Genomic DNA, 25,309 nt, shown 5'->3' on the forward strand with positions numbered 1-25,309 from the left:
ATGCTGGCCCACGGCCGGCGCGGTTCCCTACCAACCTTACAAGCAATCAGGGCCCGCGGACCCGGCACTTCGGGCAAGCGGGGGCCTTTCGTCCGGCGAGTGGGATAACTCGGCCTTGGGGGCCTAGGGGGTGGTTACCGGCCCGTACTGGACGTCCATGTCCCAACGCGTGAAACCCAAGCCGCGGTAGAGCGAGACGGCCGGCGCATTGTCCGCGTCCGTGTACAACATAACGGCGTGCAGTCCCAGGCCCTGAAGGTACCTGATTCCGGCGACGGTGAGCGCCTTGCCCAGACCCAGGCCCTGCGCGGCCGGGGTCACGCCCACCGCGTACACTTCACCGATCGCCGGGTGTGCGCCGTGCCGCGGGTGGACCTTAGTCCAATGGAAGCCCAGCAGCTGGCCGTCCCCGTCCACGGCGAGCAGGAAGCCGGCGGGATCAAACCAGTCCTCTGCCATCCGGGCCTCCAGGTCCCCGCGGGTCAACGAACCCTGTTCAGGGTGATGGGCAAACGCCGCGCGGTTCGCCGCCAGCCAGCCCTCCTCATCCTGGCCGGGCACGAAGGCGCGGAGCGTGACGCCGTCCGGAAGGCCGACGTCGGGCAGTTCGGCGGTGGCAGTGGTCAGCCTCATCTTCCAAAGCTCCCGCACGGGCCCGTAGCCGTACCGGGCGGCGAGGTCCGCCGCCGCCTCATGGTTGCCGTGCGACCACGCCTTCAGGCCAGTCAGGCCCCGCTCGGACTTCAGCGCGCCCACCAGCCGGTCCGCCACCCCTTTGTTGCGGTAGCTGGGGTGGACGGCAATCTCCAGGACGCCGCTGCCGTCGGCTTCCTCCACCACCACGGCGAACCCGGCCAAGTCCTGGCCGGAGGAAGGGTCCGAGTCCTCATCCGGGGCGTAGAGGGCGAGGGTCAGCAGGGAATGCTCGGCCGAATCCGCGGCGCGGAGCGTCATCACGGTCTGCTCCGAAAGTGACGGGTTGCCGTCGGATTCCTCGGCGGCTGTAAGGAGCCCCAGGCAATCATTCAGCAATTGCTTGTCCACGGGGCCGTGGACAACAAGGACGGGCCATTTCTCCGGGTGCGCAGGACTCATGAAGCTAGGCTATACGGCCGGACCGGAACGTGCCCCGATTTGATGGCGCCCCGGCCGTTACGTATAATCGTTACCTCACCCGTCGGGAGACCGGCGGATGCGAGGGGGATCCACCAGTGGGGTGGCCTCGATACGTTCGACCCGTATGTCCTCCACAAGCAGGCAAAAACTAAAGCCCCGGACCACCTGATGTGGTCCGGGGCTTTTGCGTTAAAGCTCGACGGCGGCGCTCAGGCTTCCGTCAGTTCGTCCTCTTGCTGGCGTACCAGGGTGAGTCGGTACCCCACGTTCCGGACAGTGCTGATCAGGTTTTCGTGGTCGGCGCCGAGTTTGGCGCGGAGGCGGCGGACATGGACGTCGACGGTGCGGGTGCCGCCGTAATAGTCGTAGCCCCACACCTCCGTGAGCAGTTGCTGGCGGGTGAACACCCGGCCGGGGTGCTGGGCCAGGTATTTGAGGAGTTCGAACTCCTTGAAGGTCAGGTTCAGCGGCGCACCGTTCACGCGGGCCGTGTAGCTGGCCTCGTCGATAACCACGCCTGCTGCCCGGATCTCCGTGGGGGCATCGGCCTGTTCCGGGACAGCCCGTGCCACGGAAAGCCTGATGCGCGCCTCCACCTCGGCCGGCCCGGCGGAGTCGAGCACAATATCGTCCACCGCCCAGGCCGACGAAACGGCAGCCATGCCGCCTTCGGTCAGGATCAGTACCAGCGGGGCGCTCAGTCCGGTGGCTTTGAGCAACTGGGTGAGCGAACGGGCACCCACCAGGTCCTTGCGGGCATCGAGCAGCACGATGTCGCAGGGGTCGGTTTCCAGCAGGGCGGTCGGCTCAGCGGCGAGGATATGCACGCGGTGATTCAGTAATTCGAGGGCAGGCAGAATGTCCACCGATGACCCGGTGCTGTTCGTCAATAGCAGGATGTGCGACATTGTTCCTCCAAGGGGCGTCCGCGCATCTTCGGGCGACTGAACCGGGTTCTCACCGGCCGGAACCAGCTCCCTGCCACGATTTAGTCCGCCGAAGATCTGTCCGGCCGGCAACCGTTGCTGGAAGCGTAGCTGAACTTTGAGTATACCGAACGGCGTTCCCGCGAACAGGGATTCCTTCGCTGCGGACCTTCGTTTTGCGACATATCCGAGTCACATAAGGCAGGATTGTGCCGTGGGGCAGAACGCCCTCCCGCGGAGGGCAAGGCCGCCGGGTTATAGCCAGAATGGGAATGCAACCAATTGAGTGCAGAGTCGAAGCGGCGGACCGGGATCAGCGCGGACGGGGACGAACACGCGCCGGCGCGGTCACTGGGCTCGTGGGTTATTGGCCTGATAGGCATTGCGGGGCTAGCAGCCCTCATCGCCGGTGTGTACATCTCGCGGGAGGCCCTGGTCGGCGTCGCGAGTGCCATCGCCGTGGCGGTAGGAATCGGCTGGCCGCACTTCCTCCGCATCCCGGCCAAGAAGACGCTCGCCACGGTCATCGCCCTGCCCGGCGTAGGGTCCGCGATGGCCGCCGGCCTGGTCCCGGCACCGGGATACCTTGACTGGACGCCGGCCTTCATCGCGCTGGGAATGATGGCCGTGTTTGTGGTGCAGCTGATCCGCGGGACCGGCCAGGCCCAGCGGCTGGAGTCCACGCTGGGCTGCTGCGCCGGCGTGCTCCTGTCCTGCCTTGGCGCGGGATGGATTGCCGGTGCCCGCTTCAACGGGGTCCGCGAAATGATGCTGGTGGCGGCCGTCAGTGCAGCGGTCGCCCTGTGCGCCGGCCTGATCCGCTGGCCGGACCGGGTGGTTGCTCCACTGGGGATCGTCCTCGCGGGCCTGGCGGGCCCGCTTGCCGGGCTGGTCTTTTCCGATCTTGCCGTGCTGCCCGCCGCGATCTTCGGGGTGGTGGTCGGCGCGGTCCTGGTCAGTTTCCGCCGGCTCGTCACACTCCGCGGTGCTCCGCTGAATCTCGCCGCGGCCCTTAGCATGGGTCTGGCGCCTGTGTCCGCTGTGGGCTCCCTTGCTTACTTCATAGACAAACTACTTATCTACTAACGGTTAGGATGGCATCATGTCCGTACTTGCATTTGAAATTTTCTTCCTTGTCCTGCTCGGCGTCGCGAGCCTTTCCATGGCCTGGTTTGCCGGCTTTGTTGTTTACCGTCTTTTCAAAGGCCAGAAGTAAACCGTCCCTCCGTTAGCGATTTCCTGAGGTAATTGTTGTGCCGATTGAGATTCCTACAGATCTGACTCCGGAACTTGTTCCGCTGTCCTGGCTCATTGGTGAGTGGGAAGGCAGCGGCCGGCTTGGCACCGGTGATGAGGATTCCGAACACTTCGTCCAGCACGTTTCCTTCACACACAACGGCTTGCCGTACCTGCAGTACCGTGCGGAGAGCTGGCTGGCGGACGAGGACGGAACGCGTTTGCGTCCCCTCACTGTCGAGACCGGTTTCTGGGCGCTTGAGCGCAAGCAGCTGGACGCCGACGGCGGCCCGGGCCTGGTCCCGGCGGACATTGTTCCGGCGCTTAAGAGCGCTGACGAGGTTGAGGCCCTGCGCAATAAGGACGGCGGCTTCGATATCTCTGTGTCCATCGCGCATCCCGGCGGTATCTCCGAGCTGTACTACGGTCAGATCAAGGGCCCGCAGATCCAGCTCACCACCGACATGGTGATGCGGGGAGGCCACTCGAAGGAGTACAGCGCCGCGACGCGCATCTTCGGCTTGGTCGACGGCAACCTGCTCTGGCGCTGGGACGTCGCCGCCGGCGGGGCCGAGGGCGCGGCAGCCAAGCCCGGCAGCGGCCTCGAGGCCCACGCATCGGCGTTCCTGAAGAAAGTCTCCTGACCGGGCCACAGTCGCACTGGCCATCAGTAGACTTAGCTTCCTCAGTCCCGTCTCACGGCTCCGGCCGTGCCAGTGAACCAGGGAGCATCATGGCGGCACCGCAGAACACCACTGACTACAGCGACCTGAAGGCCGTGTTCTTCAACGGAACGCTTAAGAGGTCGCCGGAAACCAGCAACACCGGAGGCCTGATTGAGGTCAGCCGCCGCATCATGGAAAAGCACGGCGTCAGCACACAGGTGATCAGGACCGTGGATCACGACATCGCCAGCGGCGTGTACCCGGACATGACCGATCACGGCTGGGCAACCGACGAGTGGCCGGCTCTGTACCCTGCCGTTCAAGAAGCGGACATCGTGGTGGTGGCCGGACCCATCTGGCTCGGCGATAACTCCTCGCAGACCAAAAAGCTCATAGAGCGGCTCTATGCCCACTCCGGCCAGCTCAACAGCAAGGGCCAGTGGGCGTTCTACCCCAAGGTCGGCGGCTGCCTCATCACCGGCAACGAGGACGGCATCAAGCACTGTTCCATGAACGTCCTTTACAGCCTGCAGCACATCGGCTTCACCATCCCGCCGCAAGCGGACGCCGGCTGGATCGGCCCCGTGGGCCCCGGCCCCAGCTACCTGGACGAGGGTTCCGGCGGTCCGGAGTCAGACTTCACCAACCGCAACACCACCTTCATGACCTGGAACCTGCTGCATCTTGCCCGGATGCTCAAAGATGCCGGCGGGATTCCCGCATACGGCAACCTGCCCGAAGAATGGACGGCCGGCACCCGTTTCGATTTCGAAAACCCGGAATACCGCTAATCCCCACCCGCACCCTGACCTCGCAAGCTCGGCCAGGGAACCCGGCGGGCGTGGCCCCAACCCGCACCCTGACCTCGCAAGCTCGGCCAGGGAACCCGGCGGGCGTGGCCTTAACCCGGAATACTCACTGACTAAAGGACGTTGCCCCCAGTATGACTACCCCCAGCCCATTCCTGTCGCGCCCCGGCGCCGTCGAGGCCGCCGGCGCGGACGCCGGAGTTGCCGATCACTACGGTGAGCCGCTCCGCGAGCAGCGCGCCCTCGCAGCCGGAACCGCCGTCGTCGATCTCTCCCATCGCGGTGTGGTGACCGTCAGCGGTCCGGACCGGCTGTCGTGGCTGAACACACTTTCCTCCCAGCAGGTCACCGGCCTGCAGCCGCGGGAATCCACCGAACTGCTCCTGCTGAGCGTTCAGGGCCGCATCGAGTTTGATGCCCGGGTAGTGGACGACGGCGGGACCACCTGGCTGATCGTTGAGGCCGCCGAGGCTGCGCCGCTGGCTGAGTGGCTGAACAGGATGAAGTTCATGCTCCGCGTGGAAGTTGCCGATGTCTCCGACGAATGGGCTGTGCTCGGGTCCACCAAGGAGGTGGCGGAGTGGTCCGGTCTGCTCGCCTGGCGCGATCCGTGGCCGCACGTGGGTGCCGGTGGCTACTCGTATTCTGTGGTTCCCGAAGAAGGGCACCCCGGACTGGAACGGCCGTGGATCGAATACCTGGTGCCCGCCGCTGAGCTGGAGCGGACTGTAGGGGACCGCCCGCTGGCCGGGATGCTGGCCGCCGAAGCCCTCCGCATCGCTGCCTGGCGGCCCCGCCTGGGCGCTGAAACCGACGACAAAACCATTCCGCACGAACTGGACCTCCTCCGTACAGCCGTGCACCTGGCGAAGGGCTGCTACAAGGGCCAGGAGACCATCGCACGGGTCCACAACCTGGGCCACCCGCCGCGGCGGCTGGTGTTCCTGCAGCTGGACGGCTCACAACACACCATGCCTGCGCCGGGCAGCCAGGTCCTCCTGGGTGAGCGGAAAGTAGGCACCGTCACCTCCGTGGCGCAGCACTACGAAATGGGACCCATTGCCCTGGCGGTCATCAAACGTTCCGTAGCTCCGGACGAAATACTGACCGTCCTGGACGGTGAAGAGCCCTACACCGCCGCGCAGGAAGTGATTGTTGCCCCCGACGCCGGCCAGGTAGTCGGGCGGCAGACCGGATTCCTGAGGGGGACCCGCTGATGACTGAAAACCCCGTGCCCGACGAGGAAACCCTCGCGCTGGCAGAGAAACTGTTCCAGGCCGCCCGGGACGGGGACACCGTGCTGCTGGCTGCCTACCTTGATGTCGGCGCCCCGGCATCCATGACAAACTCGGCCGGGGACTCGCTCCTGATGCTCGCTGCCTACCACGGGCATGCCGAGACGGTGCAGCTGCTCCTTCGGCACGGGGCGGACGCCGACACCGCCAACGACCGCGGCCAGACGCCGCTGGCCGGCGCAGCATTTAAGGGCTACCCGGATGTTGCCAAAGTCCTTCTGGCGGCCGGCGCTGATCCGGACGCCGGTACACCCTCGGCCCGCGCAGCGGCCCACATGTTCGCCCGGACTGAAATACTCGACCTGTTGGGAGCCTGACGCTTGGAAAATGTAGCAAGGCCGTGGCCAGCACTCTGGTCCCTCGTGATCGGGTTCTTCATGATCCTGATCGACACCACCATCGTCTCCGTGGCGAATCCCCGGATCATGGAAGGCCTCAACGCGGACATCAATTCCGTCATCTGGGTAACCAGCGCGTACCTTCTTGCTTACGCCGTCCCCCTGCTTATCACGGGCAGGCTGGGCGACCGCTTCGGGCCCAAGAAGCTTTACCTTTCAGGGCTGGTGCTCTTCACCCTCGCCTCGCTCTGGTGCGGCCTGTCGGGTGACATCAGTACCCTGATCATGGCCCGCGTCCTGCAGGGCCTCGGCGCGGCCATCATGACGCCGCAGACCATGGCAGTCATTACCCGGATCTTTCCGCCGGACCGCCGCGGCGCAGCCATGGGCATCTGGGGAGCCACGGCAGGTGTAGCCACCTTGGTGGGACCCATCCTGGGCGGCGTCCTGGTGGACGGCCTGGGCTGGGAGTGGATCTTCTTCATCAACATTCCGGTCGGCGTCGTCGGCTTCATCCTTGCGTGGCGCTTCGTTCCCTCGCTGACAACCCACCCGCACAAGTTCGACATCCCGGGTGTTCTGCTCAGCGCCGCCGGCCTGTTTCTGCTGGTCTTCGGCATCCAGGAGGGCGAGACCTACAACTGGGGCACCATCACCGGGCCCATCACAGTCTGGGGCCTGATCATCAGCGGCATAGCCGTGCTGGTGGTTTTCGTGCTGTGGCAGCGGTTCAACAAGGGCGAACCCCTCCTGCCGCTGGGACTCTTCAAGGACCGCAACTTCTCCCTGGCCAACATCGGCATCACCACGGTGGGGTTCGCCATCACGTCCTTCACCCTCCCGCTGATCTTCTACTACCAGGTGGTCCGCGGCCTGACGCCCACCCAGTCCGCGTTGATGATGGTCCCCATGGCCGTTATTTCAGGCGGCCTGGCACCCGTCGTGGGAAAGATCATCGACCGTGTCAATCCGAAGTTCATCACCGCCACGGGCCTGGTCCTGATGTCGGTGGCCCTCTTCTGGAACTCGGCACTCATGCACCCGGACACCCCCATCTGGCTGTTCCTGCTGCCGAGCGCCGTCCTCGGGTTCGCCAACGCCGGCATCTGGGCCCCGCTGAGCACTACGGCCACCCGGAACCTTCCGCCGCGGCAGGCCGGTGCCGGCTCAGGCGTCTATAACACCACCCGGCAGATCGGCGCGGTCCTGGGCAGCGCCGCGATAGCCGTGCTGATCCAGGCAAGGCTTGCAGCCGAGCTGCCACCGGCACCCGGAGCCCCTGGCGGCGCCAGCCCCATGTCGTTCGGCGGGACGCTGCCCGAAGCACTGCACGACGGATTCTCCACCGCCATGGGCCAGTCAATCCTGCTTCCCGCGGCCGTTATCCTGCTGGGCGCGGCTGTGGCACTGTTCTTCGCCAAGCCCCAGGCCGTGAACGGCTGGACCGGGCAGGCTGCGGCCCCCAGGGCAGAGGCGACGGCGGACGGCGGCCGCCGGGCGGATTAGCCCGGCGGCGGCCCTGCCGGGGGCGGCCCTGCCCGGCGGCGGTGGTAGCGCCGTGCGGTGGTAGCGCCGGGGGCTTCAGCCCAGTTGGACGCTGGTGTGGATGCCGCCGGCGGTCAGGCCAAGTTGTCGGGCCAGCGCTACGGCGCCGGTGTTGCTGACTTCCGCCCGCCACTGGATGGTCAGGCCGGCGGCAAGTGCTTCGTGGGCGGCGATCGAGGCTGCCAGGGACCCCAGCCCGCGGCGCCTCCACTCGGGGTCCACCAGAACTCCCAAGTGGGCCAGCAGGCCCTCCCATTCGGCGTAGGCACCGCACGCCACCGGGACCCGCCGGCCGTCCACCTCATGCACAATGGTGTACCGGTTTTCCAGCTCGGACAGGCCCACCTCGTTGACGTCATCCGGCGGGCACAGCCCTTCCAGCTCGATCGCCTCGGGATTGCCGTGGGAAACAGTCAGCTCCTCGGACGGCTGGCGGAGCGGCAGGTCGTCGGCGAAGAACAGGGCCGCGGCACCCAGTCCGTGGCCTCCGTGGGACCGCGTCAGGGTCAGGAGGGTCACGTGCTGGGCCATCTCGTCATCCGGAATACCGGCTGCGGCATCAATGAGCCATTGCGGACCCACCAGGGCGGAGCTGCCGAAGAGCCTGATGAACTCCACCGTCCTGACCGCTTCGTCGGCCCGGACCACCCGCTCGCCGGAGGCCAGGGACGTACCGAAAGCCTCGTCGTCGAGCCCCAGGTGCCGGGCCCACGCGAGCTGGATAATGGCGGCGGAACCGGGGTCAAGAGTCATATTCCCAGCCTAGGCGGTTGTGCGGCTCAGCCGAACAGGACCGCCGCCTCGTCATAGCGGTTCTGGGGGACGGTTTTGAGCTGGCCCAGGGCCTTCTCGAAGCCGACGTGCTCGATGTCTGTGCCCTTGAGCGCCACCATGGTCCCCCAGTAACCCTCCACCACCGAATCAATGGCGGCCATGCCCAGCCGGGTGGCCAGGACGCGGTCGAACGCGGAGGGAACGCCGCCGCGCTGGATGTGGCCGAGGATGGTGGCCCTGGTTTCGATGCCGGTGCGGGCTTCGAGTTCGGGGGCGAGCTGGTCCGCGATGCCGCCCAGGCGGGGCCGGCCGAAGGTGTCCAGGCCGCGCTCGGAGTGGGGGGTTTCCATGTGTTCGGGAACGAAGCCTTCGGCCACCACCACCAGGGGCGCGCGGCCGCGGTCATGGGCTTCCTGGACCCACTCCGTGATCTGTTCGATGCTGACTTTTTGTTCCGGGATCAGGATGGCGTGCGCGCCGGCGGCCATGCCTGCGTGCAGGGCGATCCAGCCCACGTGGCGGCCCATGACTTCTGCGATCATGCAGCGGTGGTGGGACTCGCCGGTGGTGCGGAGCCGGTCGATGGCTTCGGTGGCGATCTGGACGGCGGTGTCGAAGCCAAAGGTGTAGTCGGTGGCGTCGAGATCGTTGTCCACGGTTTTGGGAACGCCCACGATTTTGAGCCCGGCGTCGGTGAGGCGTTTCGCGGCGGCCAGGGTTCCTTCGCCGCCGATAGCGATGATGGCGTCGATGCCGAGGCGGTCCATGTGGGCCTTGATGACCTCCGGGCCGCCGCCGTTTTCGAAGGGGTTGGTGCGGGAGGTGCCCAAGATGGTGCCGCCCTGCTTGGCGATGCCGCGGACCATGGTGCGGGGGATGTTGATGATGTCGCCTTCAACCACGCCGCGCCAGCCGTCCAGGAAGCCCACGAATTCGTGGCCGTGGATGGCGATGCCTTTGAGGACCGCGCCGCGGATCACGGCGTTCAGCCCGGGGCAGTCCCCACCGCTGGTGAGAATTCCAATTTTCATGTCTCTGCTCAAATCCTGGTGTGAAGGGGGTAACGGGCAGAGCGCCACGCTGAGCTCACCTAGATTGTAGTCGGCCGTGTGCGTTACGACACAAACCGGTGACAATCGGTAACTACTTCGGGCGATGTGCCGAAGCCCCCGTCCGGGAGGGGTTCTCCGGAACGGGGGCCAGCTTTGAAGGGGGAGATGAAGATGCCTGGTCAGCTGATGGAGCGGCGGTCCAGGAATTTCTCCAAGAGGATGGCGTTGCCCTGGTCCGGGAGGACCAGCCACGCCGCAAGGTAGAACACGACGGCGGGCCCCGGCAGGAGGCAGAAGACCAGGAAAGCGATCCGCACGAAGGCCACATCCACGTTGAGCTTGGCCGCGACGCCGCCGCACACGCCGCCCAGCCACCGTTCGGGACCGCGTTTCAGGCCGAAGCCCCTGACGATGCTGAAGAACTTATCCATGGTTCAAGACTTCCGTGTTGTGGGATGGTTGTCACGTTTACGGGCCGAGAGCAGGCCGCCGATGACGAGCGCCGCACCCGCCCCGATCATGAGCCCGATCAGCACATAGGTGCCGTTCAGGGTCACAACACCCAGCTGGGCCACGATGATCAGGGCCGCAAGTGCCAGGACTATGAGGCTCCAAACGATGGTGCCCACGCGGGCGGAGGGCTGCTGCGGCGCGTCGGCCGCGGAGGAGGTTCCCGGCGTCGTGCTTTCCGGGCTGGACGAATCCGGTGCCGGATCAAAGCTGCTCATGTCAGTTTCCTTCCTGAATCGTGATGTTGCTGAAGGTGCCGTCAATCTGAACGATCAGGCTGGCTCCGCCTTTATCGGTGTTGTACTTGCTTTCGCGGGCGGTGACGCCGCTGTGGCTCTGGGTGCCTTCGTGGACGTTGCCCATGGTCATATCGGCCCGGACCGTTACGGGGACGTTGGCCGGGATGACCACGGTGACGTTGCTGGCTGTGACGTCAAGGGGAACCACGACGTCGGAAGGCAGGGGCGCGGTGACGTTCAGGTCGGTGAGGTCAAGGGTGCCGCGCCCTGCGGTGACGTTGTAGCCGTCCTTGGCCTGTTCGATGCTGACCGGTGTCCAGCTGACGTCGGTGAAGCGGACCCGGTCGCCATTGCCCACCACGTTGTAGACGCCCCCGGTGATCAGGGCAATCACCGCGAAGAGGCTGAGGATGCCGGCCGTCCTTCCGCGGAGGCCCGCGATGAGGATGCCCAGGCCCACCACGGCGGCGCCGCTGGCCCAGACGACGGCGTTGGCGGAGGGGCCCAGGTCAATCACGTTGACAGCATCCAGGGCTTTCAGGCCGCCACCCACCAGGAGCGCTGCTCCGGCGGTAACCGCCACGGCGGGGGCGCCGGGGCCGGAGGGACGCGGGCGGGGAGCCCGGGCAGGGCCCTGCGGCTGGTAGCCGCCGTAGCCGCCGCCCCCGTAGCTGCCGCCGTCGTAATTGCTGCCGCCGTAGCTGCCGGCGCCGTACGTGTCGCCGCCTGGGAACGTGGCACCCGTGGCTGGTGTGGTCCCCCCGGTCGAGGTGGGGGTGTACGGCGCATTTGCTGCCGAGCCCGTATCTGTCCCGGCATAGGAAGACGTGTAGGGGCTCGCGGGGTACTGCGGGGAGTATGGGCCTGCGTAGGCAGCATCGCCGCCGGCCGACCGGGGTGTGGCATTCATGGGAGCTCCGTTCCGGGCCTTGTTCCTTTGGGTCAGGTAGTAGATGAGGTAGATGGCGCCGCCCACCCAGAAAACGGTCCAGAGGAATCCGCCGAAGCCGTTATGGCTCCAGCCCCAGAATCCGCCGCCGAGGCCGGTGAGTCCGAGCACCGTAGTGATCAGTGCGCCGGTCATGCCGCTGGACCAGCGGCCGGCGCCGGCTTCCTGGACGTGGATGCGGCCGTCGGGTTCGGGCAGGAGTGCCCAGGCCAGGCCGTAGAGCAGGACGCCGATTCCGGCGAAGACGGTCAGGACGATGAAGATGCCGCGGACGATCAGCGGGTCGATGCCCATCCGGTGTGCGATGCCGCTCGCAACGCCGCCAATCCAGCGGTCGCGGCCGCGGTAGATGCCGTGGCTGCGGATCCAGGGGAAGAAGTCGGTTGGCTGGCCGGGTGCCTGCGGGCCGGCCTGCTGGGCTGCCGGGGGCGGCGGGAGGAGGGGCTCGGTGGGCTGGTCCTGTCCGCGGGGCGGGAGGGGCTCGGTGGGTTGGTCCTGTCCGCGGGGCGGGAGGGGCTCGGTGGGCTGGTTCTGTCCGCGGGGCGGAACAGGTTCGGCGGGTTGGTCGTCGTCGGGGGTGGGGGTCTGCGAGTTCATACTTCGATCCTGCCGCGAGCGGCGGGCGGCCTCTATTGGGGACCACCCTGACTCGTCCCTGAGTCGCCCCCGGTTCCAGCCGCAACCGGGTCCGGGGGCCCCTGATCCGTGCTTGGATTGACTCATGACCACCGCACTTACCCGCCCTCCGCTGGTCCGCAGCCCCGACCGCGTCATCGCGGGCGTCTGCGCCGGCCTGGCGGATCATCTGGGCTGGCCCGTGCGAAGCGTCAGGATCGGCATGGTCCTCGCCTCGCTCGCCGGCGGTGCGGGGCTGGCTTTCTACGCGTGGCTGTGGATCATGGTTCCCACCGCGGACGAAAACGCCCGGCGCAACGCCCGTCGCCCGGCGTCGCCCATTGCTCCCGCCGTGAGCCTCATGCCCCCGGCCGCGACGGCACCGCCGTTTACCGGCCGTGCGCCGTCTGCTCCGTTGTGGGGAACGCCCGACGCCGGTGCTTCCGCGGCGGGGGTGCCGTCCGGTCCGAACGCTGCCGGTGCTGTTCTCCCGTCCGCAGCCGCACAGCCCGGACCTGTTCCACTGCCGGGCCCGCTTCCGCCTGCCGACGGCCGCGCTGCCGGCAGCAATCCGCCGTGGTTCAGCACCCGCGGAGTGCGCTATGGCAAGGAGATCCTGCTGGGAGCCGGCCTGCTGCTCGTGGCCGGCATCATGATCGCCCAGCTTCTGGGCGTGGACGTGCCGCTGGGGACCCTTATTCCTGCGGCCGCCGTGCTCAGCGGTGCGGCCATCGCCTGGATGCAACTCGACGAAAACCGCCGGGCCGGTCTGGTGGACAAAACCAAGGCCGACCAGGCCGGAGGCTGGGGTCGCGTGGCCGCCGGCCTGGCGCTGGTGGTGGCCGGTGTGCTGGTCATGGTGTCCGGCTCCGGATCCTGGGAGCAGACCTGGGTGGCGCTGCTGGCATCGGTGGCCGTCCTGGGCGGCGTGGTGGTGGTGCTGTTGCCTTGGGCACTGAAATTCTGGCGGGACCTGGAAGCCGAGCGCTCGGGCCGGATCCGCGAAACAGAGCGTGCCGAGATCGCGGCCCACCTGCACGACTCCGTCCTGCAGACCCTTGCCCTGATCCAGCGGCGTGCAGGTAATGAGCACGACGTAGTCCGTCTGGCCAGGGCCCAGGAGCGTGAACTGCGGGGCTGGCTGTTCCAAGACCCGGGCAAGGAAGCGGGCCAGCTTTCAGACCGGATCAAGGCCACTGCTGCCGAAGTGGAGGACCTCCTGGGCAACGCCGTGGAGGTGGTCAGCGTGGGGGACGCCGCCATGACAGAAGCCCATGAAGCACTCGTCCAGGCCAGCCGGGAGGCCATGCTGAACGCGTCCCGGCACGGCGGCGGAACCGTCTCCGTCTACCTGGAAGTATCGGATGGCCGGGCCGACGTCTTCGTCAAGGACCGGGGCCCGGGCTTCGATCTCAGCGAGGTGCCCGAGGACCGCCTGGGCGTCAGGGAATCGATCATCGGACGTATGAAGCGCCACGGCGGAACAGCCGTAATTACCAGCACCCCGGACGGCACGGAAGTCCGGTTGGGCCTCCCGGCCCGCCCGGTAGACAAGGTGCTTCGGCCGGACAATGCAGAAGGAAGAATATGAGCAACCCCCAGGGCGCCGGACCCGGCCGCCCCGCAGCCTCCGTCCGCGTCGTTATTGTGGACGACCACGCCATTTTCCGCTCCGGCCTCAAAGCCGACCTCGACGCCAGCATCCAGGTGGTGGGTGAAGCCGCCACCGTGGAGCAGGCCATCGCGGTGATAGCCCGGGAACAGCCGGAGGTGGTGCTGCTCGACGTCCACTTGCCAGGCGGCCTGGGCGGCGGCGGACGCGAAGTCATCGCCGGTTCCGCAGCGCTCCTGGGGACCACCAAGTTCCTGGCACTCAGTGTCTCGGACGCGGCCGAGGACGTGGTGGCGGTCATTCGCGCCGGGGCCAGGGGCTATGTCACCAAGACCATTTCCGGCGCCGAGATCACTGACGCCGTGTTCCGGGTTGCAGGCGGCGACGCCGTGTTCTCGCCCCGGCTGGCCGGCTTTGTGCTGGACGCCTTCGGTACGGCTCCGGCCGACATCGCCGACGACGAACTCGACAAGCTGTCCGCCCGCGAACTGGAGGTAATGCGCCTGATCGCCCGGGGTTACAGCTATAAGGAAGTGGCCAAGGAACTGTTCATCAGCATCAAGACCGTGGAGACCCACGTGTCCGCAGTGCTGCGCAAGCTCCAGCTTTCCAGCCGCCACGAACTGACCAAGTGGGCCGCGGAGCGCCGCCTGCTCTAACCACCCGCCCCACCCAACTAACCCCACCCCCACCGGGACGCTCTCTCACTTAACGTGCGTTTTTTACTGACGCTCTCTCACTTAATGCGGCTTAAACGGAAACCCTCTCTCACTTCCCTAAAGAAAGTGAGAGAGGGTTTCCGATTTTCCTGCGTTAAGTGAGAGAGCGTCCTACTGGGCTTTGCCGAGGAACTCCTGGAGCCGGGCGACGCCGGTGGCCAGGTCGTCGTCCCCGAGGGCGTAGGAGAGCCGCAGGAACCCGGAGGGGCCGAATGCCTCGCCCGGAACCACGGCAACCTCCACTTCATCGAGGATCAGAGCAGCCAGTTCGGCGGAGGTGGACGGCGTAGCGGAGCCTCCCGCCGTCGGGAATTCCTTCCCCAGCAACGCGCGGACGTCCGCGTAGACGTAGAAGGCACCCTTCGGCGTCGGGCATTCCACCCCGTCGATGGCGTTCAGGCCGGCGACGATGGCCTTGCGGCGGCGGTCGAAGGCCACCTTCATCTCGTCCACGGCGGTCAGCGGCCCGGAGACGGCGGCGAGGGCTGCGATCTGCATGATGTTGGACACGTTGGAGGTGGCGTGGGACTGCAGGTTGGTGGCGGCCTTGATGACATCGGCCGGACCGATCATCCAGCCCACGCGCCAGCCGGTCATCGCGTAGGTCTTGGCCACGCCGTTAAGGATGACCACCTTGTCGCCCAGCTCCGGGGCTGCGGTGGCGATGGAGGTGAACGGAACACCGTCGTACGTCAGGTGCTCGTAAATCTCGTCCGTCACCACCCACAGGCCCTTGGACGCGGCCCATTTGCCTATTTCGGCAACCTGCTCGGGGGAGTACACGGCACCGGTGGGGTTGGACGGCGACACAAAGAGCAGGATTTTGGACTTCTCGGTGAGTGCTGCCTCGAGCTGCTCAACGGTGACCAGGTAGTCCTGCTCCGGACCGGCGAAGACCTCGACCGGAACGCCGCCGGCGAGCCGGATGGCCTCCGGGTACGTGGTCCAGAAGGGGGTGGGAACGATGACCTCGTCACCCGGATCCACCAGCGTGGCGAACGTGTTGTACACAGCTTGCTTGCCGCCGTTGGTCACCAGGACCTGGGACGGGTCAACGGAGTAGCCGGAATCGCGCAGGGTCTTATCCGCAATCGCCTTCTTCAGCTCCGGCAAGCCACTGGCCGGGGAGTAGCGGTGGTACTTGGGCTGGCCGGCTGCCTCAATGGCGGCCTTCACGATGTAGTCCGGGGTGGGGAAGTCCGGTTCGCCCGCGCCGAAACCTATAACCGGCCGGCCGGCTGCCTTCAGCGCCTTCGCCTTGGCGTCAACAGCCAAGGTTGCGGATTCGGCAATGGCGGATATGCGTTGGGAAACGCGGGCGGAAGACATGGCGGGTCCGTTCTTCGCTTGCAGCCCGGAGGCTGAATGATGGAATTCGACGAGAACTACTCTATGCTGTTCACCGGATCGTTCGGATTGCCGGCGCGTATGTGACTGCAGGCCAGGGGCACAAACGGGCGCGGCATGAAAGATCCGAAAAGAGGCTGGTTCGACGTAGACGAAGTTGTTGCGTAGACTTGTTCTCCGGTGTTGAAACACGGATGATGGCGTGCGCCTCAGTGAAAACTGGCAATCGCGGCATGAGTTCGTTTTCGTCCCAAAGGGTAGTGGCGCAATTGGTAGCGCAGCGGTCTCCAAAACCGCAGGTTGCAGGTTCGAGTCCTGTCTGCCCTGCGCAAGCTGTTCCGGCGTAAAGCCGGAGCACGCGCAGTAACCATGGTTCTGATCTGGACCGGGTAATCCAACATTGCAAAGACGAGCGAGGACCAGGTGACCGAAACAGCTGCCAGCAGCTCCAAGGGCCGCCCAGCTAAGAAGGCCGCCAAGGCAGGCTTCTTCGCTCGCATTGCACTCTTCGTTCGCCAGGTCATCGGTGAACTGAAGAAGGTTGTTGCACCAACCCGCAAGGAACTGATCAATTACACGCTCGTGGTGCTGGTGTTCGTGGCCATCATGATGGTCATCGTCAGCCTGCTGGATCTCGGTTTTGGTACCGCGGTCAGCTGGGTCTTTGGCGGTATTGCTCCCGGTGACCGCTAGGGCGCACCGTCCGCAGGCCGCGTGGCACTGACCGGGAATCCGGTAAGAATCCACGGGGTGTGCGGAATTGAGCCATTTAAATAGGCATGTTAGGCAATGAGGAAGCAGGAGACCAAGTGTCTGAGCAGGAGCTCGAGGTAACCGAGACTGAGCTGGAAGAGTCCACGGACAACACGGCGGCCCCCACGGTCGAAGCCGGTGAAGAGTCCGAGGTCGAGTCCGCTGCGCCCGAATCTGCCGACGCCGATTCCGACGCCGACACTCAGGTAGCGGACGCCGCTGAAGAGGGTTCCGATGCAGAGGCCGAAGGTGACGACGCTGAGGCAGACGCCCTGGCAGCCGCTGCCGCCAAGGCCGAGGTCGACCCCGCCGACGAATTCAAAGCCAAGCTGCGCCGCCAGGAGGGTGACTGGTACGTCATTCACTCCTACGCCGGTTACGAAAACCGCGTCAAGGCCAACCTTGAGACCCGCATCCAGACCCTGGACATGGAAGATTACATCTTCGAAATCCAGGTGCCGATGGAAGAAGTCGTTGAGATCAAGAACGCCCAGCGGAAGATCATCAACCGCGTCCGCATCCCCGGCTACGTCCTGGTCCGCATGGATCTGACGGATGCCTCCTGGGGCGCCGTCCGCCACACTCCCGGTGTCACCGGCTTCGTGGGCAACGCCCACAACCCGGTGCCGCTGCGCCTTGACGAAGTCTTCTCCATGCTCGCGCCCGTCTTCGAAGAAGAGCAGGCCGAAAAGGGCAAGCCGGTCAACAAGCAGTCGCAGACCCCGGTGGACGTCGACTTCGAGGTCGGCGAGTCCGTTATCGTCAAGGAAGGTCCGTTCGAGACCCTCCCCGCCACGATCTCCGAGATCAAGGTTGAATCCCAGACCTTGGTGGTCCTCGTCTCCATCTTCGAGCGTGAGACCCCGGTCACCCTGGCGTTCAACCAGGTCAGCAAGATCTAGCACACCCGCACAGAATTCGTTCCGGACTGCCCGCTTAGCAGCCCCGGAACGGCCGGCCGCCTCGCCATGGCGGCCACCAACCTGAGGCACGCTCCTGTGTCCCAGGAAGATATTGAGAGAAGGACCTTACATTGGCTCCCAAGAAGAAGGTCACCGGCCTCATCAAGCTGCAGATCCAGGCAGGCGCCGCTAACCCGGCTCCGCCGATCGGTCCTGCACTTGGCCAGCACGGTGTCAACATCATGGAATTCTGCAAGGCGTACAACGCTGCCACAGAAGCCCAGCGCGGAAACGTTATCCCCGTGGAAATCACGGTCTACGAAGACCGTTCCTTCACGTTCATCACCAAGACCCCGCCGGCTGCAGAGCTCATCAAGAAGGCTGCAGGCGTTGCCAAGGGTTCACCCACCCCGCACACCGTCAAGGTTGCAAAGCTGACTCAGGCCCAGGTCAACGAGATCGCCACCACCAAGATGGAAGACCTCAACGCCACGAGCCTCGAAGGCGCAGCGAAGATCATCGCCGGTACCGCCCGCTCCATGGGTATCACCGTCGAGGGCTAGTCCCTTCCGCCACCCTGGTTCGGGCAGTTGACGACGACGGGCGGCACCGCCGGGGAACCGGCACCACCGAAATTGAAATGTTGGGAACCGGGCACGTATAGCGAGCCCGTTCACCGACTGTGGCAGGGCCCAGCGCGGTCCGCAGACCACAACTGCACAAGGAGAAATAGCAGCATGGCAAAGCGCAGCAAAGCATATGAGGCAGCAGCCGCCAAGATCGACGCGGAGAAGTTCTACGCGCCGTTCGAGGCAGTAACCCTCGCCAAGGACACCAACCCGTCCAAGTTCGACGCCACCGTTGAGGTTGCTTTCCGCCTGGGCGTAGACCCGCGTAAGGCTGATCAGATGGTCCGCGGCACCGTTATCCTGCCGCACGGCACCGGTAAGACCGCCCGCGTTCTCGTCTTCGCAACGGGCGACAAGGCTGAGGCAGCAATCGCTGCCGGCGCCGACTTCGTTGGTTCCGATGACCTGATCGAAAAGATCCAGGGCGGCTGGACCGACTTCGACGCAGCCGTTGCCACCCCTGACCTCATGGGCAAGGTTGGCCGCCTCGGTAAGGTCCTGGGTCCGCGTAACCTGATGCCGAACCCGAAGACCGGCACCGTGACCGCAGATGTCGCGAAGGCTGTCAATGACATCAAGGGCGGCAAGATCGACTTCCGCGTCGACAAGCACTCGAACCTGCACTTCATCATTGGCAAGGTTTCCTTCGACGCCCTCAAGCTGGCCGAGAACTACGCGGCAGCACTGGAAGAGGTCCTTCGCCTGAAGCCGTCCGCTTCCAAGGGCCGCTACATCCAGAAGGCCACCGTGGCCACCACGTTCGGTCCCGGCATTTCCGTTGACCCCAACGTCACCAAGGTCCTGACCGAGGTCTAATCCTCAGCAGGGACTCCGCCGGAAGCGTCCGGCACACCGAAGAAGCCGCCCGGCACTGCGCCGGGCGGCTTTTTTGCCTTAAGTTTCAGTCGACTAACCCGGCCGCATAGCTAGGCTGGGGTGATGACAGCGCTGGCGATCACCCGAGTCGACATCCAGCCAACGCCCGACGGCGGCAATCCCCTCAGCGACCAGGTCCGGGACAGTGCCGCGGATTTCCGGGAGTGCCATGCGCTGCTCGAATCCACCGAACTGGAGAAGTGGGGCAACCTGGACCGGTGCCCGACTCTTGCGGAGGCCCTCGAGTATTGGCGCGGGAGCGAGTACACGGAGCGGCAGCTCTTCATGGCCAGGCAGGGCACCGACCTGGTGGGCACATGCTCGGTGACACTGCCCCTGCGCGAAAACACCACCACGGCGGGCGTCAACGTCCTGGTGTCACCCGCCTTCCGGCAGCAGGGCTGGGGACGCCGGCTGCTGGAACACGTGGAAGCCGTGGCCATACGGAAGGGCAGGACGTCGCTGGACGGCTACTGTGAAGTGCCGCCGGAACGGGTGGACCGGGCCGGACAGCTCGTGCCGGCACAGTCCGGAGCCGGGGGACTCCCGGCCGCTGACCCCGCAGTCGCTTTTGCCGTAGCTGCCGGCTATAGCCTGGAGCAGGTCGAACGGGCCAGCCGCCTGGCGCTTCCCGTCCCTCCGGACCATCTGACGAATCTGGCAGCAGTGGCGTCCCGGCAGGCGGCCGGCTACAGCGTGGTGGCCTGGGCTGACAGGTGCCCGGACGAACTCGTGGCTCAATACGCGGTCCTCAGGAACCGGATGAGCACGGATGTGCCCACGGCCGGACTCGGCTGGGAAGCTGAGGACTGGGACCCGGCAAGGGTGCGGCATGACGAACAGTCGAACAGCCGCGGCGGGGTCCAGGCGCAGGTCGCAGCCGCCCTGCATCAAGATACCGGCCAGCTGGTGGCCTATACGGTCCTGACCTGGCGGCCGGCCGCCCCCGCGAGCATCCTCCAGGAGGACACGCTGGTGGCCGCGGAACATCGCGGAAGAAAGCTCGGGCTGCTGACCAAAGCCGCGAACCTCACGGCTGCCCAGGAGCGGTGGCCGGCGGCGCGGTCGGTGCTGACGTGGAATGCCATGGAAAACGGGCATATGCTGGCGATCAATACTTTGCTTGGTTTCAAGCCTGCTGGTTATGAGGGTGAATGGCAGAAACGGCTGGGATAATGCCCTTTATGGCTAAAGACGTGCGGATCGAGCAATTGTGGATCCCGGATAGCCTTGATGCGCCGGACGCAGCGGATTTCCTGGCGGCCGTGGAGGTGGGCCGCAAAGTCAGGATGCAGACCTGGGGGAGTGATGACCTCGCCTACACCCCGTTGGAAAAGCTTCTGGAGCTGGCCGATCCCTACGAACGGCAGGTCATCCTGGTGGCCAAGGTTGACGGCGAGATCGTTGGTGCCGTGGACATCGCCCTGCCGTTGACGGACAACCTGGACCTGGCGGAGTTCACCCTGGATATCCTGCCTGAATTCCAGCGGCAGGGTGTGGGCCGCCAGCTGCTTCAGGCCGCCGAGCACCTTGCCCGCAGCGAGGGCCGCACGCTCATCCTCGTGGACACCAACCATCCGGGGGCGTCACTGCACGAGTTCGAGAAGGCGCAGCTGGTGCCGGGTTCGGGCCAGGGCTTTGTGCCGCTCGAAAGCCGCGAAGTCGAGTTTGCCCGCAAGACCGGATACACCCTGCAGCACATCGAGCAATTCAGTTCCTGCGCACTTCCGCTGGACACGAAGCTCGTCGCCGATCTGCAGGCCGAAGCCGAGGAAGCCAACAACGGCCGCTACCGGCTCCACCACTGGACCGATCGCTGCCCGGATGAGTGGCTCGAAGCGGTGGCCGTGCTCGAGAACCTGGCGGGCGCCGCCGTCGACCCTTCCCTGGAGACTCCCATTGAACAGGGCATGGTGTTCGACGGCGGAATCCTCCGGGAAGCGGAAGAGGTCACCATCGCGCAGGGGCGGCGCACGGTGGTCACCGCCGTCGAGCACCTCGCCAGCGGATCGCTGGTGGGCCTGACGACGATCAGTGTCCTGGCCCACCGGCCGGATGTGGTGTTCCAGGACGACACCCTGGTGCTGCAGGAGCACCGTGGCAACAAGCTCGGCCTGCTTATCAAGGTGGCCAATATGGAGCGGCTTACCGAACAGTTTCCGGACGCCCGCGTCATCTACACCTGGAACGCGCCGGAGAACCGGTACCTGCTGACGGTCAACCAGCAGCTCGGTTTCACCACGGCGGGAGTGACGGGCATCTGGCAGAAGGAACTGCCGAGTCTGAAGGCAAGCGTCAGCTGAGGCGATTTGGTGGAGCGGCCGGGCGTCCCGTAAGCTTGAACTACCAAAGACCGTCGGTTGTTGGAAATCCATTCTCCTGAGCGCAGCTCAACTCTGCAGTTGTGCGCGGGAGGCCAAGTGGGTTTCTGGACGAAGGACCCTGACATAGGGCGGCCGGCGCAGGTGAACGAAGCAAACGCTCCACGGCATAAGCCATGTTGAGCCAAGCCCCGTGCATCTGCGCGGGGCGTTTTTAGTTTTAGCTCACCTGAGCGGGGACCGTCGCATACCGGCACTATCCCCGGAAGGAGGGTTATGGCAACGCCTACAAAGGTTTCAGCAGTAGCTGAGATCACTAACGATTTCAAGGAATCGAACGCCGCTGTCCTGACCGAATACCGTGGGCTCACCGTTGCACAGCTCAAGCAGCTGCGTGTTTCTCTCGGCCAGGACACCAAGTTCTCGGTCGTCAAGAACACCCTGACCGCCATTGCAGCGAAGGAAGCCGGCGTTGAAGCATTCAACGACCAGCTCTCCGGCCCCACTGCAATCGCGTTCATCAAGGGTGACGCAGTTGCCGCTGCCAAGAGCCTGACGGATTTTGCCAAGGCCAACAAGCAGCTGGTCATCAAGACCGGTTACTTCGAGGGCAAGGCACTGAACGCCGCCGAAGTTACTGCTCTGGCTGCGCTCGAGTCCCGCGAGCTGCAGCTCGCCAAGGTTGCAGGCATCCTCAAGGCTCCTGCTGCCGCCGCTGCACGCATCATTGACGCACTGCGCCTCAAGCTTGAAGAAGAGAACGGTGCACCGGCAGCTGCCGAGGCTCCCGCCGCTGAAGAAGCTCCTGCAGCTGAAGAAGCAACTGACGTTGTAGCAGAAGACGGTGCAGAGGCTCCCGCCGAAGCACCCGCTGCCGAAGAGAACTAGTTTCTCTTTACCCACCAGACTCCGGTGCGATGGCAACGGCCCAGGCCGCCAGGCACCACCTATAGGAAGGACGCCACACCATGGCGAAGCTCACCAACGAAGAGCTCATTGAAGCTTTCAAGGAACTGACCATCATCGAGCTCTCCGAGTTCGTCAAGCTCTTCGAAGAGACCTTCGAAGTAACTGCAGCTGCTGTTGCTGTTGCCGGCCCCGCCGGTGGCGGCGCTGCTGAAGAAGCAGAAGAGAAGACCGAATTCGACGTCGTTCTCGAATCTGCTGGCGAAAAGAAGATCGCAGTGATCAAGGAAGTTCGCGCCATCACTTCCCTCGGTCTCAAGGAAGCCAAGGACGTTGTCGACAGCGCTCCGAAGGCTGTTCTCGAAGGCGTCACCAAGGAAGCTGCCGAAAAGGCAAAGGAGCAGCTTGAGGCTGCCGGCGCTACCGTTACCCTCAAGTAACTCACGCTGCTTCACGGAAAACCCCGCCCCACTGCCAGCCAGTTGGGCGGGGTTTTCCTGCGTCTGAGCCCAACTGGGTAGCGCGAACTGTCGTTTTGAGCGCTCAAAACGACAGTTCGCGCTACCTACATGGGGTTGGGATCCGAAATATCGGCGACGACGGCGCCCAGGGCGGCGGTAAGCTGGTCGGCTTCAACGAAGGCGCTGTAGCCGTGTTCCCCGGCGCCCATGGAGATCCGCCGGCCCGTGATGGTCGCGTCCGCGTAGACAGGCCAGGCCGTGGTGCTGCCGAGCGGCGTGATGGTGCCGCGCTCGTACCCCGTGGCGTCCAGGGCCACATCCGCGGCCGGCAGCGACAACTTGTTCACGCCCACCAGCGCCCGCAGTTTGGGCCAGGAGATCTGCCGGTCGCCCGGAATCAGCGCAAACAGGAACGTGCCGTCCTTGTGTTTGACCACCAGCGACTTCACGATGTCGGCCGGGGTGATGCCCAGAATCCCGGCCGCCTCCTCCAGGCTGCGGGCCGCCATCCGCTCCACGATGCGGACGTCCACACCGCGCGCCGCGGCGTCTGCCAGGAAGCGCTGACGTCCGACGGCGGCGCTCCCGCTTTCGAGTTGCCCTGCCACTGGTCCCGCCCAGCCTTAGTCGCGGTACAGCAGGAGGGCTTCGCCCTGGCCGCCGCCGCCGCAGAGGGACACGGCGGCCTTGCCGCGGCCGCGCCGCTTCAGTTCATGCGCCGCATGCAGGGCCAGCCTTGCGCCGGACGCTCCGATGGGGTGGCCCAGGGCGATGGCGCCGCCGTGGATGTTGCACTGGTCCAGGGGGTACTCCAGGTCTTTCAGGGACTGCACCGCCACCGACCCGAACGCTTCGTTGATCTCGATGAAGTCCAGGTCCTTGGTGGTCCAACCGGCCCGCTCGAGGGCACTCTTGATCGCGTTTGACGGCTGGGAATGCAGGGAGTTGTCAGGGCCCGCCACCTGGCCCGGCTTGCCCACCACGGCCAGGTATTCGAGCCCGTTGTCCTCGGCGAACTGTCGTGATGTAAGCACCAGGGCCGCGGCGCCGTCGGATAGGGGAGAGGAGTTTCCGGCGGTGATGGTCCCGTCCGTGACGAAGGCCGCCCGCAGGCCGGCGAGCGTCTCGATGGACGTGTTGGGCCGGACGCCTTCGTCCGTGGCCACAACCAGGGGGTCACCCTTGCGCTGCTTGACGCTGATGGGCGCTATCTCGTCGTCGAAAACGCCGTTCTTCGCAGCCAGAGCGGCACGCTGATGGGATTGTGCCGCCACGTCGTCCTGCGAAGTCCGGCTGATGCCGAGGGTCAGGTTTTTGGTCTCGGTGGACAGACCCATGGACTGGCCGTCGAAGGCGTCCGTCAGGCCGTCGTGGGCGGCAGCGTCCAAGGCCTGGATGGCGCCGTACGTCCAGCCTTGGCGGGAACCGGGCAGCAGATGGGGTGCCCGGGTCATGGATTCCTGGCCGCCCGCCACCACTACCGTTGCGTCACCGCTGCGGATCATGCGGGCGGCGTCGATCACCGCGGTCAGCCCGGACAGGCACACCTTGTTGATGGTGACGCTCGGGACGTTCCAGCCGATGCCGGCACCAATGGCGCTCTGCCGTGCCGCGTTCTGACCTGCACCGGCCTGCAGCACCTGGCCCATGATGACCGCGTCCACTTTGCCCGCGTCCACACCGCTCGCCGTGAGCGCGGCCTTGATGGCATGTGCGCCGAGTTCGACGGCGGTAAAGCTGGCCAGCTGCCCGTTCAGGCGGCCCTGCGGGGTCCGCGCTGCCGCCAGGATAACAACGTCAGTGTTGTTCATGGAGTTGCCCATTATGATCTCTTCCGCTCTCTAACGTGTAAGCCCGTACCGTATAGGCCAAGGCTATCGTGAGCCTCCTCACACGTTAATCAAAACGCAGAAAAGGCCGCCGGGATTCCGCGGCGTGGGGAGAGGCGTGGGGAGAACTGCCCATCTGCCTGACGTGCAGCCTCCCGCCACGATGCGTAGGGTGGACGGCGGAGGCAAAGCCTCGTGCCACGCAATGGCCTCGGGCAACGCAACAACAGGGAGCAAAATCTTGAAGCACATCCTCGCCGCAGCGGCTGTCGTCTGCCTTGCCGGCCTCACGGCCTGCAGCGTTACCGCTCCTGCTCCGGAGGGCTCCGCTTCGCCGACCACCGCAGTGACCTCCAGCTCCGCACCCGCCCAGGCAACGCCGTCGCGCTCCACGGGCAGCACAGGTGCCGCCACGCCCCAGGCTGCGCAGGTCAAGGAAGGCTGCGAGCAGTTCAATTCGCTCTTCGCCGAGTACCGGGCGAGCGAGCCGACCTCCAACGCCTACGAAGACATTTACACCAAGGCAGCGAAAGCAAGGACCGCGTATACGGGGAACCTGAGGGCACTGTTTTCCTCGCTGGCTGCCATGGCGATCAGCCATTCCTCCGTCGTCGAGAAGGGCGGCGAGCCGGACCAGGCAACCAAGGATGCCGTGCGGGACGCGGTTTTTGCGAATGCCGAAGCCTGCACGGCCCAGGGCGTGACGCTGACCCTCTGACTCGGAGTTGCACGAAAGCTGCCGTGTTTGCGCCGAAAAAATCGGTGCTTGCAAAACATGCGGTTGTGGGGTAGACACGTAATTGGTTTTGCCGTATCGTAGATATTTGCGTCTTCCCTGTTTACCTTCAGCCTTCATATAGCGGTGGGCTTTGCCTGGCAGCTGAC

27 protein-coding genes and 1 tRNA gene are annotated in these 25,309 nt (G+C 65.4%); 18 read left to right on the forward strand and 10 right to left on the reverse strand.

All coding sequences use genetic code 11. The features are described from left to right. Positions 1–123: 123 nt before the first annotated feature. Both mshD and PY310_RS00545 read right to left on the reverse strand, forming a co-directional pair. Complete coding sequence (gene mshD / locus PY310_RS00540) at positions 124–1,095, reverse strand: mycothiol synthase (RefSeq protein ID WP_275212201.1); 972 nt, start codon at positions 1,093–1,095, stop codon at positions 124–126. A 230-nt stretch (positions 1,096–1,325) separates the two neighbouring features. Next, positions 1,326–2,024, reverse strand: coding sequence for a winged helix-turn-helix transcriptional regulator (locus tag PY310_RS00545; protein WP_275212202.1), 699 nt, complete (start codon positions 2,022–2,024; stop codon positions 1,326–1,328). 369 nt (positions 2,025–2,393) lie between these two features. Between PY310_RS00545 and PY310_RS00550 the strand changes: the two genes are divergently transcribed. The 6 genes from PY310_RS00550 to PY310_RS00575 all read left to right on the forward strand — a co-directional run bounded on the left by PY310_RS00550 (position 2,394) and on the right by PY310_RS00575 (position 7,891). Continuing rightward, the gene (locus PY310_RS00550) at positions 2,394–3,128 is read left to right on the forward strand and encodes a permease (RefSeq protein WP_275212480.1); all 735 of its coding nucleotides are present in this window, start codon (positions 2,394–2,396) and stop codon (positions 3,126–3,128) included. A 167-nt stretch (positions 3,129–3,295) separates the two neighbouring features. After that, positions 3,296–3,922, forward strand: a complete 627-nt coding sequence (locus PY310_RS00555) for a nitrobindin family protein (RefSeq protein ID WP_275212203.1) — start codon at positions 3,296–3,298, stop codon at positions 3,920–3,922. Between the two features lie 89 nt (positions 3,923–4,011). Then, the gene (locus tag PY310_RS00560; protein WP_275212204.1) at positions 4,012–4,734 is read left to right on the forward strand and encodes a flavodoxin family protein; all 723 of its coding nucleotides are present in this window, start codon (positions 4,012–4,014) and stop codon (positions 4,732–4,734) included. 152 nt (positions 4,735–4,886) lie between these two features. Further along, a complete protein-coding gene (gene ygfZ, locus PY310_RS00565; protein ID WP_275212205.1) occupies positions 4,887–5,969 on the forward strand; it encodes a CAF17-like 4Fe-4S cluster assembly/insertion protein YgfZ in 1,083 nt (360 codons plus the stop codon). Next, positions 5,969–6,364: an ankyrin repeat domain-containing protein gene (locus PY310_RS00570; protein WP_275212206.1), complete on the forward strand. Its 396-nt coding sequence runs from the start codon at positions 5,969–5,971 to the stop codon at positions 6,362–6,364. Before ygfZ ends, PY310_RS00570 begins: the two co-directional genes overlap by 1 nt. A 3-nt stretch (positions 6,365–6,367) precedes the next feature. After that, on the forward strand, positions 6,368–7,891 hold the full coding sequence (locus tag PY310_RS00575; protein ID WP_275212208.1) for a DHA2 family efflux MFS transporter permease subunit: 1,524 nt from the start codon (positions 6,368–6,370) through the stop codon (positions 7,889–7,891). A 75-nt stretch (positions 7,892–7,966) separates the two neighbouring features. Here the strand turns inward: PY310_RS00575 and PY310_RS00580 are convergent, their stop codons facing one another. The 5 genes from PY310_RS00580 to PY310_RS00600 all read right to left on the reverse strand — a co-directional run bounded on the left by PY310_RS00580 (position 7,967) and on the right by PY310_RS00600 (position 12,051). After that, positions 7,967–8,683, reverse strand: coding sequence for a GNAT family N-acetyltransferase (locus PY310_RS00580; protein WP_275212209.1), 717 nt, complete (start codon positions 8,681–8,683; stop codon positions 7,967–7,969). A 26-nt stretch (positions 8,684–8,709) separates the two neighbouring features. Continuing rightward, positions 8,710–9,735: an ATP-dependent 6-phosphofructokinase gene (locus tag PY310_RS00585; RefSeq protein WP_275212212.1), complete on the reverse strand. Its 1,026-nt coding sequence runs from the start codon at positions 9,733–9,735 to the stop codon at positions 8,710–8,712. A gap of 200 nt (positions 9,736–9,935) precedes the next feature. Next, on the reverse strand, positions 9,936–10,187 hold the full coding sequence (locus PY310_RS00590; RefSeq protein WP_275212214.1) for a PspC domain-containing protein: 252 nt from the start codon (positions 10,185–10,187) through the stop codon (positions 9,936–9,938). Between the two features lie 3 nt (positions 10,188–10,190). Further along, positions 10,191–10,484: a hypothetical protein gene (locus tag PY310_RS00595; protein WP_275212216.1), complete on the reverse strand. Its 294-nt coding sequence runs from the start codon at positions 10,482–10,484 to the stop codon at positions 10,191–10,193. A gap of 1 nt (position 10,485) precedes the next feature. Beyond that, positions 10,486–12,051 (reverse strand): PspC domain-containing protein, encoded by a 1,566-nt coding sequence (locus PY310_RS00600; RefSeq protein WP_275212218.1) that lies wholly within the window; start codon positions 12,049–12,051, stop codon positions 10,486–10,488. Between the two features lie 124 nt (positions 12,052–12,175). Between PY310_RS00600 and PY310_RS00605 the strand changes: the two genes are divergently transcribed. Both PY310_RS00605 and PY310_RS00610 read left to right on the forward strand, forming a co-directional pair. Then, complete coding sequence (locus PY310_RS00605) at positions 12,176–13,660, forward strand: ATP-binding protein (protein WP_275212220.1); 1,485 nt, start codon at positions 12,176–12,178, stop codon at positions 13,658–13,660. Further along, positions 13,657–14,340, forward strand: a complete 684-nt coding sequence (locus PY310_RS00610; protein ID WP_275212222.1) for a LuxR C-terminal-related transcriptional regulator — start codon at positions 13,657–13,659, stop codon at positions 14,338–14,340. Before PY310_RS00605 ends, PY310_RS00610 begins: the two co-directional genes overlap by 4 nt. A gap of 171 nt (positions 14,341–14,511) precedes the next feature. Here PY310_RS00610 and PY310_RS00615 read toward each other — a convergent pair whose 3' ends face one another. Continuing rightward, on the reverse strand, positions 14,512–15,729 hold the full coding sequence (locus tag PY310_RS00615) for a pyridoxal phosphate-dependent aminotransferase (protein ID WP_275212223.1): 1,218 nt from the start codon (positions 15,727–15,729) through the stop codon (positions 14,512–14,514). Positions 15,730–16,001: 272 nt separating this feature from the next. On the opposite strand from PY310_RS00615, the gene PY310_RS00620 reads away from it, so the two are divergent. The 9 genes from PY310_RS00620 (at position 16,002) to rplL (ending at position 22,574) form a co-directional block, all read left to right on the forward strand. Beyond that, positions 16,002–16,074: transfer RNA gene (locus PY310_RS00620), tRNA-Trp, on the forward strand. A gap of 96 nt (positions 16,075–16,170) precedes the next feature. Continuing rightward, the gene (gene secE / locus PY310_RS00625; RefSeq protein ID WP_275212225.1) at positions 16,171–16,440 is read left to right on the forward strand and encodes a preprotein translocase subunit SecE; all 270 of its coding nucleotides are present in this window, start codon (positions 16,171–16,173) and stop codon (positions 16,438–16,440) included. A 116-nt stretch (positions 16,441–16,556) separates the two neighbouring features. Next, a complete protein-coding gene (nusG, locus tag PY310_RS00630; protein ID WP_275212226.1) occupies positions 16,557–17,402 on the forward strand; it encodes a transcription termination/antitermination protein NusG in 846 nt (281 codons plus the stop codon). A gap of 131 nt (positions 17,403–17,533) precedes the next feature. Next, positions 17,534–17,965 (forward strand): 50S ribosomal protein L11, encoded by a 432-nt coding sequence (rplK, locus tag PY310_RS00635; RefSeq protein WP_024365990.1) that lies wholly within the window; start codon positions 17,534–17,536, stop codon positions 17,963–17,965. 174 nt (positions 17,966–18,139) lie between these two features. Continuing rightward, complete coding sequence (rplA, locus tag PY310_RS00640) at positions 18,140–18,847, forward strand: 50S ribosomal protein L1 (protein ID WP_275212227.1); 708 nt, start codon at positions 18,140–18,142, stop codon at positions 18,845–18,847. A 123-nt stretch (positions 18,848–18,970) separates the two neighbouring features. Further along, a complete protein-coding gene (locus tag PY310_RS00645) occupies positions 18,971–20,083 on the forward strand; it encodes a GNAT family N-acetyltransferase (protein WP_275212230.1) in 1,113 nt (370 codons plus the stop codon). Positions 20,084–20,091: 8 nt separating this feature from the next. Further along, positions 20,092–21,210, forward strand: coding sequence for a GNAT family N-acetyltransferase (locus tag PY310_RS00650; RefSeq protein WP_275212231.1), 1,119 nt, complete (start codon positions 20,092–20,094; stop codon positions 21,208–21,210). Between the two features lie 294 nt (positions 21,211–21,504). Continuing rightward, complete coding sequence (gene rplJ / locus PY310_RS00655; RefSeq protein WP_275212232.1) at positions 21,505–22,116, forward strand: 50S ribosomal protein L10; 612 nt, start codon at positions 21,505–21,507, stop codon at positions 22,114–22,116. Positions 22,117–22,196: 80 nt separating this feature from the next. Beyond that, on the forward strand, positions 22,197–22,574 hold the full coding sequence (rplL, locus tag PY310_RS00660; RefSeq protein ID WP_164205871.1) for a 50S ribosomal protein L7/L12: 378 nt from the start codon (positions 22,197–22,199) through the stop codon (positions 22,572–22,574). 125 nt (positions 22,575–22,699) lie between these two features. Here the strand turns inward: rplL and PY310_RS00665 are convergent, their stop codons facing one another. Further along, positions 22,700–23,203: an aminoacyl-tRNA deacylase gene (locus tag PY310_RS00665; protein ID WP_275212233.1), complete on the reverse strand. Its 504-nt coding sequence runs from the start codon at positions 23,201–23,203 to the stop codon at positions 22,700–22,702. Between the two features lie 15 nt (positions 23,204–23,218). After that, positions 23,219–24,418: an acetyl-CoA C-acetyltransferase gene (locus PY310_RS00670; protein ID WP_275212234.1), complete on the reverse strand. Its 1,200-nt coding sequence runs from the start codon at positions 24,416–24,418 to the stop codon at positions 23,219–23,221. 247 nt (positions 24,419–24,665) lie between these two features. On the opposite strand from PY310_RS00670, the gene PY310_RS00675 reads away from it, so the two are divergent. After that, entirely contained in the window at positions 24,666–25,142 is a 477-nt protein-coding gene (locus PY310_RS00675) for a hypothetical protein (protein ID WP_275212235.1), read from the forward strand. The last annotated feature ends 167 nt before the right edge of the window (positions 25,143–25,309 follow it).

It is taken from the genome of Pseudarthrobacter naphthalenicus (genome assembly GCF_029076445.1).
GTDB lineage: Bacteria > Actinomycetota > Actinomycetes > Actinomycetales > Micrococcaceae > Arthrobacter > Arthrobacter naphthalenicus.